The organism is Marinibacterium sp. SX1 (genome assembly GCF_050389775.1).
GTDB lineage: Bacteria > Pseudomonadota > Alphaproteobacteria > Rhodobacterales > Rhodobacteraceae > Marinibacterium.
Genome location: NZ_CP177144.1, coordinates 4,703,987 through 4,718,351, shown reverse-complemented (window position 1 = coordinate 4,718,351; position 14,365 = coordinate 4,703,987). Strand labels below are relative to the sequence as shown.

Sequence of the window (14,365 nt, the reverse complement as noted above, 5' to 3'; positions counted from 1 at the left end):
CTTTCTCTTTCCAAGTATCCCTGGGGGAGTCCTGCCCCGGCAGGACGGGGGCAACGCCCCCCTGACAAAAGAAATGGGCGCCCGAAGGCGCCCACATCATGTCTTGTTTTCAACGGATTCAGCCGATCGCCGCGGCTTTCACATCATCGTCGATGAACGGCACGTATTGCTCGAAATTGTCGGCAAACATCTGCACCAGCTTGGCCGCCTGCGCGTCATAGCCCTCGGGGTCGCCCCACGTCCGGCGCGGATCCAGCAGCAGGTCCGGCACACCCGGCACCGACACCGGCACTTCAAAGCCAAAGTTCGGATCCTTGCGGAAGGTCACCTTGCCCAGGCTGCCGTCCAGCGCGGCGGTCAGCAGCGCGCGGGTCGACTTGATCGGCATCCGCTGGCCCGTGCCATAGGCGCCGCCGGTCCAGCCGGTGTTGACCAGCCAGCAGGTTGCGCCATGCTGGGCGATCTTCTCGCGCAGCAGGTTGCCATAGACTTCCGGACGACGCGGCATGAACGGCGCGCCGAAGCAGGTCGAGAACGTCGGCTGCGGCTCGGTCACGCCCCGCTCGGTCCCGGCCACCTTGGCGGTGAAGCCCGACAGGAAGTGGTACATCGCCTGCGCCGGCGTCAGCCGTGCGATCGGAGGCAGCACGCCGAAGGCATCGCAGGTCAGCATGATGACGTTCTTCGGATGCCCGCCCAGACCTGTCGACGAGGCGTTCGAGATGTAGTTCAGCGGATAGGCACAGCGCATGTTGGCCGTCAGGCTGTCATCCTCGAAATCGAGCTCCTTGGTCTCTTCGTCAAAGACCATATTCTCGATCACGGTGCCGAATTTCTCCGTCGTCGCATAGATTTCCGGCTCGGCCTCGGGGTTCAGGCTGATCGTCTTGGCATAGCAGCCGCCTTCGAAGTTGAAGGTCCCGCGGTCCGACCAGCCATGCTCGTCGTCGCCCAGTAGCACGCGGGCGGGATCGGCCGACAGGGTCGTCTTGCCGGTGCCCGACAGGCCGAAGAACACGGCCGTGTCCACCGGGTTGCCCGGCGCGTGGTTGGCCGAGCAATGCATCGGCATGATGCCTTTCTCGGGCAGCAGGTAGTTCAGCAGCGTGAAGATCGATTTCTTGTTTTCACCGGCATATTCGGTGTTGCCGATCAGGATGAGCTTCTTCTCGAAGTTCATCGCGATCACGGTCTCGCTCTTGCAGCCGTGCTTGGCCGGATCGGCCTTGAACGTCGGGCAGTTGATGACCGTGAAATCGGGCACGTAATCGTCCAGGTCCTCGCGGTCCGGGCGCCGCAGCATGTGACGGATGAACAGGCTGTGCCAGGCCAGTTCGGTGATCATGCGCGCGTTGATCGATTGCGTGGGGTCCGCGCCGCCGACCAGGTCCTGCACGAAATAGTCGCGGCCCTTCATGTGCTCCAGCATGTCGGCATGCAGCGCATCAAAGCCTTCCGGCGACATCTCGGCGTTGTTTTCCCACCAGATGTTGTCGGCGATATCCGCGGTCTTGACGATATGCTTGTCCTTCGGGGACCGGCCGGTGAACTTGCCGGTCGTCACCAGAAGAGCGCCACCGCGGCCCAGGGTGCCTTCGCCCCGCTTGAGCGCAACCTCGACGAGATCGGACTCAATCAGGTTGTAATAGACGGCGCCCAGCCCCTCGATCCCTTGATCTTCGAGGCGAAACTGCGGGTTGACCCGTCCCATTGTCATGCGTGTGTCTCCTGTGATCCGACATCTGCCAGTCGAAAAAAATCTCGCCAAATTGGGCGGTTGTGCCAATCTGAAGTGATGACGAACGAGGTCATAACACGAGGCTCGCGCGGATGAACAGCGCCTGAGGGGAAGGTTAGCGCCACCACAGCAATCTTTAGCGCAACCATCTTTCCGGCGGCCCCCGGGGCAGGGGCGGACCTGTGTTCGTTCAGCATCTGATAACGGTTTTTTGGCCAAATAGCGGCGCCGGAAAGCGTGATTCGCATATTGTCGTTGATTCGTAAGGGAGAGCGCGGCCATAATGCCTGAAAAAGAACATAATTGAGCAGTTGAAGGGTACTCCCGCATGTCGAAGATCGCTTTGGTCGATGACGACAGGAACATTCTGACGTCCGTTTCCATGACGCTCGAGGCCGAGGGCTTCGAAGTCGAAACCTACAATGATGGCCAGGCCGCTCTGGACGCGTTCAACAAGAAGCTGCCCGACATGGCCGTGCTCGACATCAAGATGCCGCGCATGGACGGGATGGATCTGCTGCAGCGGCTGCGGCAGAAGACGACGATGCCGGTCATCTTCCTGACCTCCAAGGACGACGAGATCGACGAGGTGCTCGGCCTGCGCATGGGCGCCGACGATTACGTCAAGAAACCGTTTTCCCAGCGCCTGCTGGTCGAGCGCATCCGCGCGCTGCTGCGCCGCCAGGATGCCGTGGCCGGCGATGCCGTGGGCGAGGGGCCCGAGGCCAAGGTGATGGAACGCGGCTTCCTCAGCATGGATCCGCTGCGCCACGCGGTGACCTGGAAGGGCAATGACGTCTCGCTGACGGTCACCGAATTCCTGCTGTTGCAGGCCCTGGCCCAACGGCCGGGATTCGTGAAAAGCCGTGACCAGCTGATGGATGTGGCCTATGACGATCAGGTCTATGTCGACGATCGGACCATCGACAGCCACATCAAGCGCCTGCGCAAGAAGATGCGGACCGCCGATCCCGATTTCTCGGCGATCGAGACGCTTTACGGGATCGGTTATCGTTACAACGAAGAATAAGCAAAATCATGAGCTTCGCGGACAGGGCCTTCATGCGTGAGACCTCCAGGGAGGTCAGGCCGGTGCATCACGGTGGTGACGTGGTGCTTGGGGATGACTGGGTTGCGCCCGATGCGTCGGCCGAGCGCGAGCTGCGCGACAGCCGGGCCCGGCGCGGTCCCTTTGCGCTGCGCGCCTCGCCGCTGACGCGCAAGATCATCATCTTCAACCTGATCGCGCTGACCATCCTCTTCGCGGGGATTCTCTACCTGAACGCGTCGCACAATGACCTGGTCCGCCAGCGCACCAATTCGCTGGTGGGCGAGGCGCAGTTGATCGCCGACGTGTTCGAAGCCCAGCTGCCCGATGGCGCGCCCGTCAGCCTGGCCACCGGCGAAGGCATGGATGTCCAGCAGGTGCTGGACCGGCTGAGCCTGCGCAACGGGCTGACCGTCTATGTCTATGATGCCAGTGAAACGCTGGTGGGCAATGTCTTCGGTGCCGACCAGAGCCCGGCGCTGACGGCCCTAGCCCCGTCCGAACGCATCCGCACGCCGCTCAGCGACGCGCTGAGTGGTGTGGGCAATGCCGTGTCCGGTTTCCTGTCGCCCTCGCCGGCGGCGCAGGTGCCGTCGCTGGAAGACCAGGTGCGCAGCATGGTGCCGGCGGCGATCGACAGCGCGACCCGCGTGCGCACCGGCATCGACACGGCTGGCGGCACGGTCTTTTCGGCCGTCACGCCGATCATGCAGGGCGACAACGTCGTCGGTGTGGTTGCCGTGGCCAGCCCCTCGGGCGAGATCGACCGGCTTGTGCGCAGCGAACGTGAACGCGTCTTGCAGCTGTTCCTGGTCGCCACTCTGGTTTCGGTCGGCCTCAGCCTGGTGCTGGCCTCGACCATTTCCAACCCGATTTCCGACCTGGCCGCCGCGGCCGAGCTGGGCCGGGACCGCAATGCCCGTCGGATGAACCCCGGCCGCATTCGCATTCCCGACCTGACCGCCCGACCCGACGAGATCGGCCGCCTGTCGGGCGCGCTCAGGGGCATGGTCACCGCGCTTTACAACCGCATCGACAGCAACGAACAATTTGCCGCCGATGTCGCCCACGAGATCAAGAACCCGCTGGCCAGCCTGCGCTCGGCCGTGGGCACGCTGCGGCTGGTCAAGAAGGAAGAACAGCGCGAGCAGCTGCTGGACGTGATCGAACATGACGTGCGCCGGCTCGACCGGCTGGTCAGCGACATTTCCAATGCCTCGCGGCTCGACAGCGAGCTGGTCAAGGAGGAGGAAGAGCCCTTTGACCTGGTGCGCATGCTGGACAATCTCAACCAGTACCTGGGCGAGGACGCGCGGACCAAGGGCATCGATTACATCGCCGACATGCCCCGCGAGCCGATCGTCGTGCAGGGGCTCGAAGCCCGGCTGGCGCAGGTTTTCGTCAACCTGATCACCAATGCGATTTCCTTCTGCGAAGACGGCGATGCGATCCGCGTCTGGGCCCGCAAGCGCGAGAATCGCGTGCTGGTCGTGGTCGAGGACACCGGCCCCGGCATCCCCGACGAGGCGCTGACAAAGATCTTCAAACGGTTCTATTCGCAGCGCCCGCAGGAGCATTTTGGCAACAATTCGGGCCTCGGCCTGGCGATTTCCAAGCAGATCGTCGAAGCCCATGGCGGGGTAATCTGGGCCGAGAACATCCGCCCGACCGAAGCCGACATCACCTCGGAACCGCTGGGCGCGCGTTTCGTCGTGGGCCTGCAGCTCTGACATGCCATGACCGGGGACATGCCCCCGGGCCAGGTGATCCTGCATGCCGGCTGCGTCGCTGTTGACGGCCGCGGGCTGCTGATCCGTGGCGCCTCGGGCGCGGGAAAATCGGCCCTGGCCCTGCAGATGATGGCGCTGGGGGCCGAGCTGGTCGGCGATGACCGAATCCTGTTGGACCGCGATGGCGACGGGCTTCGCGCCCGCGCCGCGCCCAACCTGGCCGGGCTGATCGAAGCCCGCGGTCTGGGCATCCTCAAGGCCGCCGCCCGGGATCATTGCCGCATCGCAGCGGTGATCGACCTGGACCGGGACGAACCGGACCGCCTGCCCCCCCTGCGGCAGACGCAATTGCTGGGACAATCGGTAACCTTGCTCTATCGTGTGCCGGGAGCGCATGCTGCGGCTGCACTCATCCTATTCCTCAAGGCCGGACGCCAGGACCCGACATGACCCAGGCCGCAAGCGCCCAGACATCCGCGATGCCCGCTGCGTCGCCCGCAGAGCCGACCCATGCCAACACGCCGCTGGTCCTGGTGACGGGGCCTTCGGGGGCCGGGCGCTCGACGGCCATTCGCGTGCTCGAAGACAACGGCTTTGAAACCATAGACAACCTGCCCCTGGGCCTGGTGCCGCGCCTGCTGGAAGGCCCGGCCCACGACCGGCCCCTGGCCCTGGGCATCGACGCGCGCAACCGCGATTTCACCGCCCGGTCCCTGCTGGCCACCATTGCCGAGCTGCAGGCCCGGCGCGATCTGCAACTGACGGTGCTGTATCTCGATTGCCGGTCCGAGGTCCTGCTGCGGCGCTATTCGGAAACCCGCCGCCGCCATCCCCTGGCCCCGGCCGAAACCCCCGAAATCGGTATCGCCCGCGAACTGGACCTGCTGACCCCGGTGCGCGACCTGGCCGACATGCTGATCGACACGTCGGATCTGAACGTGCACCAGCTGCGTGCCGAGGTGGAACGGGCGCTGGTGCCCGGCGGCCAGCGCAGCCTGGCCGTGACGGTGCAATCGTTTTCCTACAAGCGCGGCCTGCCGATGGGCATCGACATGGCCTTTGATTGCCGTTTCCTGCGCAATCCCTACTGGGAACCGGCCCTGCGCGCGCTTGACGGCCGCGACGCGGCGGTCGCTGCCCATGTGGCCGGCGATCCGCGCCACGATGCGTTCCGGGGAAAAGTGCTGGATCTGACACGGTTTCTGCTGCCGGCCCATGTCGAAGAGGGCAAGTCGCATTTTTCCATCGCATTCGGCTGTACCGGAGGGCAACATCGCTCTGTGATGCTGGCCGAATCCGTGGGCGCGGCCCTTGCGGAAGACGGCTGGCAGGTGTCAATTAGGCACCGCGAGCTGGAACGCCAGTCGGTAAAGGTGAGGCCGGATTGATCGGAATAGTGATCGTCGCACATGGCGGGCTGGCCAGAGAATATCTGGCCGCGCTCGAACATGTGATCGGGTCGCAAAGCGGCATCCGGGCCATTTCGATCGAGCCCGATGACGACCGGGCGGCCAAGGAACGCGAAATCTGCATGGCCGCGGATGCGGTGGATGACGGCAGCGGCGTGGTCATGGTGACCGACCTGTTCGGCGGCTCGCCGTCCAACCTGTCGCTGAATGCCTGCCGGGCGCGCAACCGGCGCATCCTCTACGGCGCGAATCTGCCGATGTTGCTGAAACTGGCCAAAAGCCGCCATATTCCGGTGCAGGATGCGGTGCGCGGGGCCATGGAAGCCGGGCGCAAATACATCAACACACAGAACATCTGCTAGGTCGATCAATGACTTCGGGCAAGGCAGGGCAAGACGGGAACGGGGAACGGCAGGGCGGATGAACCGACGGACACTGGAAATCGTGAATGAAAAGGGCCTGCATGCGCGGGCCTCGGCCAAGCTGGTCGAAGTGGTCGAACAACATGACGCCACGGCCCAGGTGTCGCGGGATGGCTTGTCTGCATCAGGTGACAGTATTATGGGTCTTTTGATGTTGGCAGCGTCCAAGGGAACGACTATTGACGTCGAAACGTCCGGGCCCGAAGCCGATCAGCTGGCTGATGCGCTTGCCGCTCTGGTGGCGGACAAGTTCGGAGAAGGGTACTGAGGGACTTGTGCCCGACAGATGACAACGATGGTGACAGCACCGTGGTAGACAGCTTTCACACCAGCCGACCTTTGCGCGCCCAGGCACCGGCCCAAAAGCCGGGCCAGGTGGATTTTCGCAAGTACGACCGGCGCAGCCTGTCCTATGCGAGCACCTTCGAGGATCCGTGGAAGGCCAGCGTCATCCGCGCGATCGAGCTGGTCTCGGGTAAGCTGACGATCCTGCGCCTGATCCGCAAGTTCGAGAAGAAGGGCGCGCCCAAGGGCCAGGCGTTCTGGCGGGCCTGTCTCGATGTCATGGGCATCGAGCTGACCACGCCGCAGGAACAGCTGGACCTGATTCCCAAGGAAGGCCCGGTGATCGTGGTGGCCAACCACCCGCATGGCATGGTCGACGGCATGATCTTTGCCGATCTGATCGGCCGGGTGAGGCCCGATTACCGGATCCTGACGCGGTCGCTTTTGACCGATATCGACGAAGAGGCCGGATCGTTCATGATCCCCGTGCCCTTCCCGCATGACCAGGACGCGCAGCGCAAGATGGTCGAGATGCGGGCGCGGGCGATGGATCACCTGGCCGAGGGCGGCGTGGTTGCGCTGTTCCCGTCGGGGGTCGTGGCCCATTCGGAAAGCTGGTGGGGCCCGGCGATCGAGGCCGAGTGGAATCCGTTCACGGCCAAGATGATCCGGCGGTCGGGTGCGACCGTGGTGCCGATGAAGTTCCCCGGGGCCAATTCGCGGATCTACCAGATTGCCAACCAGATCTCGCCGATCCTGCGCCAGGGGCTGCTGCTGCACGAGATCGTGCATTCGCTGAACAAGCCGCAGGCGCCGATTGTCGGTCAGCCGCTGTCGGACGAGGACGTGAAGGCCTGGGAAAGCGATCCCCGCGGGTTCATGGCCTGGCTGCGCGAGCACACGATCAACCTGAAATCCTGATGTCGTGCCCATGATGGGGCAGGGGCAGGCCCTTCGGGCCTGCTTTTTCTTTTGTGGGGGGGCGGGCTGACGCCCGGCAGAGGTGAGAGATTGCGCCGGGCTGACGCCCGGCGCGGTGGCCCATTTCCTTCTGCGAAGGAAATGGGCGCGGACCTCAGCGGGTCGGCACGGGCATCTCGCCGCGGTAATCGTAGAAGCCGCGCTGGGTCTTGCGCCCCAGCCAGCCGGCCTCGACATACTTGGTCAGCAGCGGGCAGGGGCGATACTTGGTGTCGGCCAGCCCGTCATGGAGCACGTTCATGATCGCCAGGCAGGTGTCCAGCCCGATGAAATCGGCCAGTTCCAGCGGCCCCATCGGGTGGTTGGCGCCCAGCTTCATCGATTCGTCGATCGACTGCACGTTGCCCACGCCTTCGTAGAGCGTGTAGACCGCCTCGTTGATCATCGGCATCAGGATGCGGTTGACGATGAAACCCGGGAAATCCTCGGCCGAAGCGGCGGTCTTGCCGAGGTTCTTCACCACCTCGTGGCAGGCCTTGTAGGTCGCATCATCGGTGGCGATGCCGCGGATCAGCTCGACCAGCTGCATCACCGGCACGGGGTTCATGAAATGGAACCCCATGAAGCGCTCAGGCCGGTCGGTCCGGCTGGCCAGGCGGGTGATCGAGATCGACGAGGTGTTGGACGTCAGGATCGTCTCGGGCTTGAGATGCGGCACGAGGTCTTCGAAGATCGCCTGTTTCACCGTTTCGCGCTCGGTCGCGGCTTCGATCACCAGGTCGGTCTGGCCCAGCTCGGGCAGGCTGAGCGAGGTGCGGATGCGGGCCATCGCGCCGTTCATGTCGTCTTCCGAGACCTTGCCCCGGCCGACCTGGCGGGCGAGGTTGCGCGAGATCGTGTCGACCGCCTTGTCCAGCGCCGGCTGGCTGATGTCGTTCAGCACGACGTTGTAGCCGGACAGGGCCATCACATGGGCGATGCCATTGCCCATCTGCCCCGCGCCGATCACGCCAATTGTCTCGATGCCCATGTTCAATTCCCCTGTGCGGATGTCGGTGCACCATACGTCCGGGGCGCGGCCGCTCGCAAGTGCAGCATGGCCGGTTGAGGCGATGGGCCGGAGGGGCTCGCGGGCGTTAGGGGAATGGCAATCTTTGTGAGTCAAAGATGGACCCGGGTGAATGTGTGATGGTGGGACAAGATGAGTTTCGAACGCGCCAGCAGATCGGCGCTGGATTACCAGGTGTGCCGATACGGGGTGTCGCGGTTGCTGTTCCGGGGGCCGAAACAGGCGCTGGACGGGCCCTACGTGGCGTTCCTGGGCGGAAGCGAGACATTCGGCCGCTGCGTGGCCGAGCCCTTTCCGGCGCTGGTCGAGGCGGCCACCGGGACGGCCTGCCTGAACCTGGGCCAGGTCAATGCCGGGGTGGATGCCTTTGTCGGTGACCCCGAGGTGCCCCGGCTGATGTCCGGGGCGCGGCTGTCGGTGCTGCAGGTGCTGGGCGCGGCGAACATGTCCAACCGGTTCTACCGGGTGCACCCCCGGCGCAACGACCGGTTCCTGGATGCCTCGCGGACGCTGTCGTCGATCTATGGCGACGTGGATTTCACCGATTTCAGCTTCAACCGGCACATGCTGCGCAGCCTGCGCGAGCGCTCGCCCGAACGGTTTGCCCTGGTCGAGGACGAATTGCGCCGGGCCTGGGTGGCCCGGATGCGGCTTTTGCTGCGCGGGGTGACGGGGCCGGCGATGCTGTTATGGCTGCAGGTCAGAACAGGCGATCCGCTGGGCGAGGACCCGTTGATGGTGACGCCCGAGATGGTCGAGGAAGTGGCGGACATGGTCTGCGACGTGGTCGAGGTGGCCGTGCAGGCGGCCGGACCGGCGGATGACATGGATGGCATGGTCGTCGGCCAGACCGAATGGCCGGCCGCGGCCCAGCTGATCGGGCCGGGGGCCCATGCGCGGATCGCCGAGGCGGTGAAAGATCGCGTGGGATAGGAAAACCCCGCCGTGGGATGCGGCGGGGTTCGGTGTCTTGCGGTAGGATGGGTTAACAACCCATCCTACGGGTCACGCCGCGTGGCGATCAGAGCTTTTCGACCAGCTCGGGCACGGCGTCGAAGAGGTCGGCAACCAGGCCGTAATCGGCAACCTGGAAGATCGGCGCTTCTTCGTCCTTGTTGATGGCCACGATGACCTTCGAATCCTTCATGCCGGCGAGGTGCTGGATGGCACCCGAAATGCCGACGGCCACGTAGAGATCCGGGGCAACGACCTTGCCGGTCTGGCCCACCTGCCAGTCGTTCGGCGCATAGCCCGAATCGACCGCGGCACGCGACGCGCCAACGGCGGCGCCCAGCTTGTCGGCCAGTTTCTCGATCAGGGCGAAGTCCTCTTCCGAACCCACGCCACGGCCGCCCGACACGACGATGCCGGCCGAGGTCAGCTCGGGGCGGTCGCTTTCGGCAACCTTGTCCTCGACCCATTCCGACAGGGCCGGGTTCTCGGCGGCCGAGATGGTTTCGACTGCGGCCGAGCCACCGTCGCCGGCGGCGTCGAAGGTCGACGTGCGGAAGGTGATAACCTTCTTTTCATCGCTGGACTTTACAGTCTGGATGGCATTGCCGGCATAGATCGGGCGTTCGAAGGTGTCGGCATCGACCACGCCCGAGACGTCCGACAGGATCATCACGTCGAGGAGGGCAGCAACACGCGGCATCACGTTCTTTGCATCCGTCGTGGCCGGGGCCACGATATGGCTGTAATCGCCGGCCAGCGACACGATCAGCGCGGCGGTGGGCTCGGCCAGGCGGTGCCCCAGCGAGGCATCCTCGGCGACCAGCACCTTGGCCACGCCGTCGATCTTGGCGGCAGCGTCACCGGCGGCGGCGGCCGATGCGCCGGCGCACAGCACGGTCACGTCGCCCAGGGCCTTGGCGGCCGAGACGGCCTTGGCGGTGGCGTCGAGCGAGAGTTCACCAGAGGTGACTTCGGCAAGCAGCAGAACGGCCATCAGACGATCCCCTTCTCTTTGAGTTTGGCGACCAGCGTGTCGACGTCGGGCACCATTTCACCGGCCTGGCGGGCCTCGGGTTCGGCGGTTTTCACCACTTCGAGCCGCGGCGCGACATCGACGCCGTAATCGGCGGCGGTCTTCTCATCCAGGGGCTTTTTCTTGGCCTTCATGATGTTGGGCAGCGACGCATAGCGCGGCTCGTTCAGGCGCAGGTCGACGGTCACGATGGCGGGCATCTTGACCTTGATCGTCTGCAGGCCGCCGTCCACCTCGCGGGTGACCACGGCATCATCGCCGTCGACGGTCACTTCGGACGCAAAGGTCGCCTGGGACCAGCCCAGCAGCGCCGACAGCATCTGGCCGGTGGCGTTCATGTCGTTGTCGATCGCCTGCTTGCCGCAGAGCACCAGACCGGGCTGTTCCTCGTCGACGATGCCCTTCAGGATCTTGGCGACGGCCAGCGGCTCGATATCGGTATGCACGTCATCGGCGGCAACGACCAGGATCGCCCGGTCGGCACCCATGGCCAGGGCCGTGCGCAGGGTTTCCTGGGCCTGTTTGACACCGATCGAAACGGCGACGATTTCCTCGGCCAGGCCTTTTTCCTTCAGGCGGATGGCCTCTTCGACGGCAATCTCGTCGAATGGGTTCATCGACATTTTCACGTTCGCAAGATCGACGCCGCTGCCGTCCGCCTTCACACGGACCTTCACGTTGTAGTCGATCACGCGTTTGACAGGCACCAAAACCTTCATGCGTGGCTCTCCTCATTGGCGCCGCCCGGGGCCGGGCGACTCTCATCGGCATGTACACTGGCTGATGTGATAGTGAAACGGCAGGGGTCGAAACAGGCAAAAAGCGACGTCACATGGCCTTTCGACGCTGCGTTGGCAACATGTTAGCGCCAGTCGGTGAATTTCTGTTCCGCAGAGCGGAACGCAGGCGCCCGAATGCCGGCGCGGGGCGGGCGTCGGGCGAGGGTGGAAAGGTCAGTGTTTCTGGCCTTTCCCGGCCCCGGAGACCGGGAAAGGCCTCGGAAGCTCAGCGATTGGCGCCAGGCACCCAGAGCACATCCGCCGCGCCATTGTCATTGGCCACGCGGGCGGCCACGAAGAACCAGTCTGACAGCCGGTTGAGATAGCGCACGGCATGTGGATTGACCTCGGCCGCAGCGGCCAGTTCGACGGCCAGCCGTTCGGCCCGGCGGGCCACGGTGCGGCAGACATGCAGATGCGCCGACAGGGCGGTGCCCCCGGGCAGGACAAAACTGCGCAGCGGGGTCAGAGCGGCATTCATCACGTCGATCTCGGCTTCCAGCCGGTCGGTCTGTTCGGCGACCATGCGCAGCGGCGGGTATTCGGCGGCGGCATCCCCGGCCAGGTCGGGCCGGCACAGGTCGGCGCCCAGGTCGAACAGGTCGTTCTGGATGCGGGCCAGGGCGACATCGGTCTCGCCCTCGGCCACCTGCCGGGCCACGCCGACAAAGGCGTTCAGCTCGTCCGACGTGCCATAGGCAGTGACGCGCAGGTCATGCTTGGCCACGCGGTCGCCATTGCCAAGCGCGGTGTCACCCTTGTCGCCGGTGCGCGTGTAGATCTTGCTGAGGACGACCATCCTTTGCCTCCCGTGGTTGGCCGGACCGGGCGGGCCGGCGGATCAGAACTTGGTGTAGACGTAGATCGCGATCAGCACGACGGCCACGAACTGGGCGATCAGCCGGTAGCGCATCAGCTTGTTGGACCGTTCGCCGTGCTTGTCCCCGCTGCGTGCGAAATTGCCCAGGCCGAGGGCCAGGATCAGGGCCGTGACAACCACGGCAAGGACGATGAGCAGGAAAAAGGGATCGCTGGTCATGGGACGGGCCTCCATCGGGGACACCCCATCATGTAGCCCCCGACGGCCGGATTGCGAAGGGGTCGTTTCGCCTCACATCCGCGACAGGGTGCGATCGACCCAGCGCGTGGGCAGCAGGCGCATCAGGATGCCGGCAATCCAGGTGGCCGTGGTGATGTAGTGGCGCGGCGCCGGGTCGTCGCTGTTCAGCACGCGCATCAGCCGGTCCGACACCGCCCTGGCGGGCAGCTCGAACCGGTCGGGCGGCGGGTTGTCGGCATAAAGCCGGGGCAGCAGCTTGTCTTCGTAGGTGGCCCGCATGGGCGAGCCCTGCCAGTCGATGAACCGTTCGAACCAGGGAATGCCGTTGCGCCGGAATTCGGAGGTGATCGGCCCGGGTTCGAGCAGGACAACCTTGATGCCGCTGCCGCGCAGTTCCAGCCGCAGCGTGTCGGTCAGGGCCTCGATGGCATGTTTGGTCGCGGCATAGGCCCCGCGGAACTGCATGAAGGTCAGCCCCAGCGCCGAGGAACATTGCACGATATGGCCGTGACCCTGGGCACGCATGACGGGCAGGACGCGCAGGGTCAGCTCGTGCCAGCCAAAGACATTGGCCTCGAAAATCGCGCGCAGCCCGTCGGTGGGCAGGTCTTCGACCAGGCCGCTCAGGGCATGGGCGCCGTTGTTGAACAGGGCGTCCAGCGTGCCGCCGGTGGCGGCCAGGACCTCGGCCATGGCGCTGTCGATGGTGGCGGGGTCGGTGTAATCCAGCCGCGGGCTGTCGAACCCTTCGGCCTTGAGCCGGTCGCAATCGGCCTGCTGGCGGCAGGCGGCAAAGACGCGCCAGCCATTGGCCTTGAGCGTGCGGGCGGCATCGAGGCCGATACCCGAGGAGCAGCCGGTGATCAGGATGGATTTCATGGGGGACGGTCGCGATCTGATGCCAGGGAGGGGCGAGGGCGGGGGCGGGACATGGCCGCGCACCCCGGCATCTAGAAGGCTCTGTTCCGGCAGGTCAATGGCTGCCGGACCACCGGCGGGCCGGGCTGCGTGACCCGGCGCCGGTCATGCCCGCGGGATCAGCCGCGGGTCAGCAGGTAATCGGCCATCCAGCCGACCGGGCCGCCCTGCAGCGGGCGCAGCTGGACCCAGCCATTGCCCGGATCGGCGATGATCTCGACCTTGGCATCGCGACCCAGCCGGGCCAGCACCGAGTAATTGGTGCCCGGCCCGTTGCGCATGTTGACGCTCGACCCGTTGACGCTGCGGATGTCGCGCTGGGGCGAAATGAAATCGTCGCGCGGGGCGGCGGCCGGGTCGGGCGCGGCGGTGACAGGCCGGGCCACGGCGGTGGCCAGCGACGGGGCGACGGTCACGGTGTCGCTTTCCTCGGCGGCGCGATCCTGGATCAGCGGCTGGGCAAAGAGCGCCGGGTTGTCTTCCAGCGACACCAGCGTGATGCCGGGCGAGGCGACGTCATCATCGGCGCGCGGATACAGCCCGGCAGGGGCGGCGGCCGAGGCGATGGTTGCGGCTTCGGCCGGGGTGGCACGGGTGCGCGGGGTGTCGACGGCGGCCATGGCCTCGGCCCGCGAGGGCGCGGGCGTGGCGGTCTTGCGGATCGGCGTGACCGGCAGATCGGTCCGCGTGGCCGCGGCCAGCTGCGCCGGGCGGCGCGCCGTGCCGGGCGTATCGGGGAAGCCGGGCAGCCCCTCGGCCTGGGCGGCCATGCGCCGGGTTTCCGATCGGGGCACGAAATCCTTGCCTCCGCTCAGCTCGTAGAAGGCAAACACCATGACAACCAAACTCATCAGAACGAAACGCACGACAATATCCCCCAGGACCATGTCGACCCGATCACGGGCCATCAATTGTAACGGAAACGCCCGTGGCAGCGGACTGGTTCCGTCTCATATGAGTGTAACCGATTCGGACCAACGGCGGATATATAGGTATCTT

The 14,365-nt window shown here is 65.3% G+C and carries 16 protein-coding genes; 8 read left to right on the top strand and 8 right to left on the bottom strand.

Features of this window, described 5'->3' with window-relative positions:
• Window positions 1-118: 118 nt before the first annotated feature.
• Window positions 119-1,717: a phosphoenolpyruvate carboxykinase gene (locus ACK3BB_RS21415; protein ID WP_428926660.1), complete on the bottom strand. Its 1,599-nt coding sequence runs from the start codon at window positions 1,715-1,717 to the stop codon at window positions 119-121.
• 349 nt (window positions 1,718-2,066) lie between these two features.
• On the opposite strand from ACK3BB_RS21415, the gene ACK3BB_RS21410 reads away from it, so the two are divergent.
• The 7 genes from ACK3BB_RS21410 (at window position 2,067) to ACK3BB_RS21380 (ending at window position 7,553) form a co-directional block, all read left to right on the top strand.
• Window positions 2,067-2,768, top strand: coding sequence for a response regulator transcription factor (locus ACK3BB_RS21410; protein ID WP_428926659.1), 702 nt, complete (start codon window positions 2,067-2,069; stop codon window positions 2,766-2,768).
• A 32-nt stretch (window positions 2,769-2,800) separates the two neighbouring features.
• The gene (locus ACK3BB_RS21405; RefSeq protein WP_428926658.1) at window positions 2,801-4,516 is read left to right on the top strand and encodes a sensor N-terminal transmembrane domain-containing protein; all 1,716 of its coding nucleotides are present in this window, start codon (window positions 2,801-2,803) and stop codon (window positions 4,514-4,516) included.
• 6 nt (window positions 4,517-4,522) lie between these two features.
• Window positions 4,523-4,966 carry an HPr kinase/phosphorylase gene (locus ACK3BB_RS21400; protein WP_428926657.1) on the top strand — a complete coding sequence of 148 codons (444 nt, stop codon included), beginning with the start codon at window positions 4,523-4,525 and terminating at the stop codon, window positions 4,964-4,966.
• A gap of 29 nt (window positions 4,967-4,995) precedes the next feature.
• Window positions 4,996-5,904, top strand: coding sequence for an RNase adapter RapZ (gene rapZ, locus ACK3BB_RS21395; RefSeq protein WP_428928783.1), 909 nt, complete (start codon window positions 4,996-4,998; stop codon window positions 5,902-5,904).
• On the top strand, window positions 5,901-6,287 hold the full coding sequence (locus ACK3BB_RS21390) for a PTS sugar transporter subunit IIA (protein WP_428926656.1): 387 nt from the start codon (window positions 5,901-5,903) through the stop codon (window positions 6,285-6,287). Before rapZ ends, ACK3BB_RS21390 begins: the two co-directional genes overlap by 4 nt.
• 58 nt (window positions 6,288-6,345) lie before the next feature.
• Window positions 6,346-6,615, top strand: a complete 270-nt coding sequence (locus ACK3BB_RS21385; RefSeq protein WP_428926655.1) for an HPr family phosphocarrier protein — start codon at window positions 6,346-6,348, stop codon at window positions 6,613-6,615.
• Window positions 6,616-6,686: 71 nt separating this feature from the next.
• Window positions 6,687-7,553 (top strand): lysophospholipid acyltransferase family protein, encoded by an 867-nt coding sequence (locus ACK3BB_RS21380; protein ID WP_428928782.1) that lies wholly within the window; start codon window positions 6,687-6,689, stop codon window positions 7,551-7,553.
• A gap of 154 nt (window positions 7,554-7,707) precedes the next feature.
• On the opposite strand, the gene ACK3BB_RS21375 is transcribed toward ACK3BB_RS21380, so the two are convergent.
• Window positions 7,708-8,583, bottom strand: a complete 876-nt coding sequence (locus ACK3BB_RS21375) for a 3-hydroxybutyryl-CoA dehydrogenase (protein ID WP_428926654.1) — start codon at window positions 8,581-8,583, stop codon at window positions 7,708-7,710.
• 171 nt (window positions 8,584-8,754) lie between these two features.
• Between ACK3BB_RS21375 and ACK3BB_RS21370 the strand changes: the two genes are divergently transcribed.
• Window positions 8,755-9,555 (top strand): DUF6473 family protein, encoded by an 801-nt coding sequence (locus tag ACK3BB_RS21370; protein ID WP_428926653.1) that lies wholly within the window; start codon window positions 8,755-8,757, stop codon window positions 9,553-9,555.
• Between the two features lie 88 nt (window positions 9,556-9,643).
• On the opposite strand, the gene ACK3BB_RS21365 is transcribed toward ACK3BB_RS21370, so the two are convergent.
• The 6 genes from ACK3BB_RS21365 to ACK3BB_RS21340 form a co-directional block, all read right to left on the bottom strand.
• Window positions 9,644-10,570: an electron transfer flavoprotein subunit alpha/FixB family protein gene (locus tag ACK3BB_RS21365; protein ID WP_428926652.1), complete on the bottom strand. Its 927-nt coding sequence runs from the start codon at window positions 10,568-10,570 to the stop codon at window positions 9,644-9,646.
• On the bottom strand, window positions 10,570-11,328 hold the full coding sequence (locus tag ACK3BB_RS21360) for an electron transfer flavoprotein subunit beta/FixA family protein (RefSeq protein ID WP_428926651.1): 759 nt from the start codon (window positions 11,326-11,328) through the stop codon (window positions 10,570-10,572). The genes ACK3BB_RS21365 and ACK3BB_RS21360 overlap by 1 nt, the downstream gene beginning before the upstream one ends.
• A 286-nt stretch (window positions 11,329-11,614) precedes the next feature.
• A complete protein-coding gene (locus ACK3BB_RS21355) occupies window positions 11,615-12,187 on the bottom strand; it encodes a cob(I)yrinic acid a,c-diamide adenosyltransferase (protein ID WP_428926650.1) in 573 nt (190 codons plus the stop codon).
• Window positions 12,188-12,229: 42 nt separating this feature from the next.
• Window positions 12,230-12,427 (bottom strand): twin transmembrane helix small protein, encoded by a 198-nt coding sequence (locus tag ACK3BB_RS21350; RefSeq protein WP_428926649.1) that lies wholly within the window; start codon window positions 12,425-12,427, stop codon window positions 12,230-12,232.
• A gap of 72 nt (window positions 12,428-12,499) precedes the next feature.
• Window positions 12,500-13,327, bottom strand: a complete 828-nt coding sequence (locus ACK3BB_RS21345; protein WP_428926648.1) for an SDR family NAD(P)-dependent oxidoreductase — start codon at window positions 13,325-13,327, stop codon at window positions 12,500-12,502.
• 158 nt (window positions 13,328-13,485) lie between these two features.
• A complete protein-coding gene (locus ACK3BB_RS21340; RefSeq protein ID WP_428926647.1) occupies window positions 13,486-14,232 on the bottom strand; it encodes an SH3 domain-containing protein in 747 nt (248 codons plus the stop codon).
• Window positions 14,233-14,365: the final 133 nt, after the last annotated feature.

Coding starts and splice junctions, on each gene's coding strand:
- ACK3BB_RS21365 (WP_428926652.1), bottom strand. CDS start 10,570: ATGGCCGTTCTGCTGCTTGCCGAAGTCACCTCTGGTGAACTCTCGCTC.
- ACK3BB_RS21345 (WP_428926648.1), bottom strand. CDS start 13,327: ATGAAATCCATCCTGATCACCGGCTGCTCCTCGGGTATCGGCCTCGAT.
- ACK3BB_RS21385 (WP_428926655.1), top strand. CDS start 6,346: ATGAACCGACGGACACTGGAAATCGTGAATGAAAAGGGCCTGCATGCG.
- ACK3BB_RS21350 (WP_428926649.1), bottom strand. CDS start 12,427: ATGACCAGCGATCCCTTTTTCCTGCTCATCGTCCTTGCCGTGGTTGTC.
- ACK3BB_RS21370 (WP_428926653.1), top strand. CDS start 8,755: ATGAGTTTCGAACGCGCCAGCAGATCGGCGCTGGATTACCAGGTGTGC.
- ACK3BB_RS21355 (WP_428926650.1), bottom strand. CDS start 12,187: ATGGTCGTCCTCAGCAAGATCTACACGCGCACCGGCGACAAGGGTGAC.
- ACK3BB_RS21375 (WP_428926654.1), bottom strand. CDS start 8,583: ATGGGCATCGAGACAATTGGCGTGATCGGCGCGGGGCAGATGGGCAAT.
- rapZ (WP_428928783.1), top strand. CDS start 4,996: ATGCCCGCTGCGTCGCCCGCAGAGCCGACCCATGCCAACACGCCGCTG.
- ACK3BB_RS21405 (WP_428926658.1), top strand. CDS start 2,801: ATGCGTGAGACCTCCAGGGAGGTCAGGCCGGTGCATCACGGTGGTGAC.
- ACK3BB_RS21360 (WP_428926651.1), bottom strand. CDS start 11,328: ATGAAGGTTTTGGTGCCTGTCAAACGCGTGATCGACTACAACGTGAAG.
- ACK3BB_RS21400 (WP_428926657.1), top strand. CDS start 4,523: ATGACCGGGGACATGCCCCCGGGCCAGGTGATCCTGCATGCCGGCTGC.
- ACK3BB_RS21415 (WP_428926660.1), bottom strand. CDS start 1,717: ATGACAATGGGACGGGTCAACCCGCAGTTTCGCCTCGAAGATCAAGGG.
- ACK3BB_RS21410 (WP_428926659.1), top strand. CDS start 2,067: ATGTCGAAGATCGCTTTGGTCGATGACGACAGGAACATTCTGACGTCC.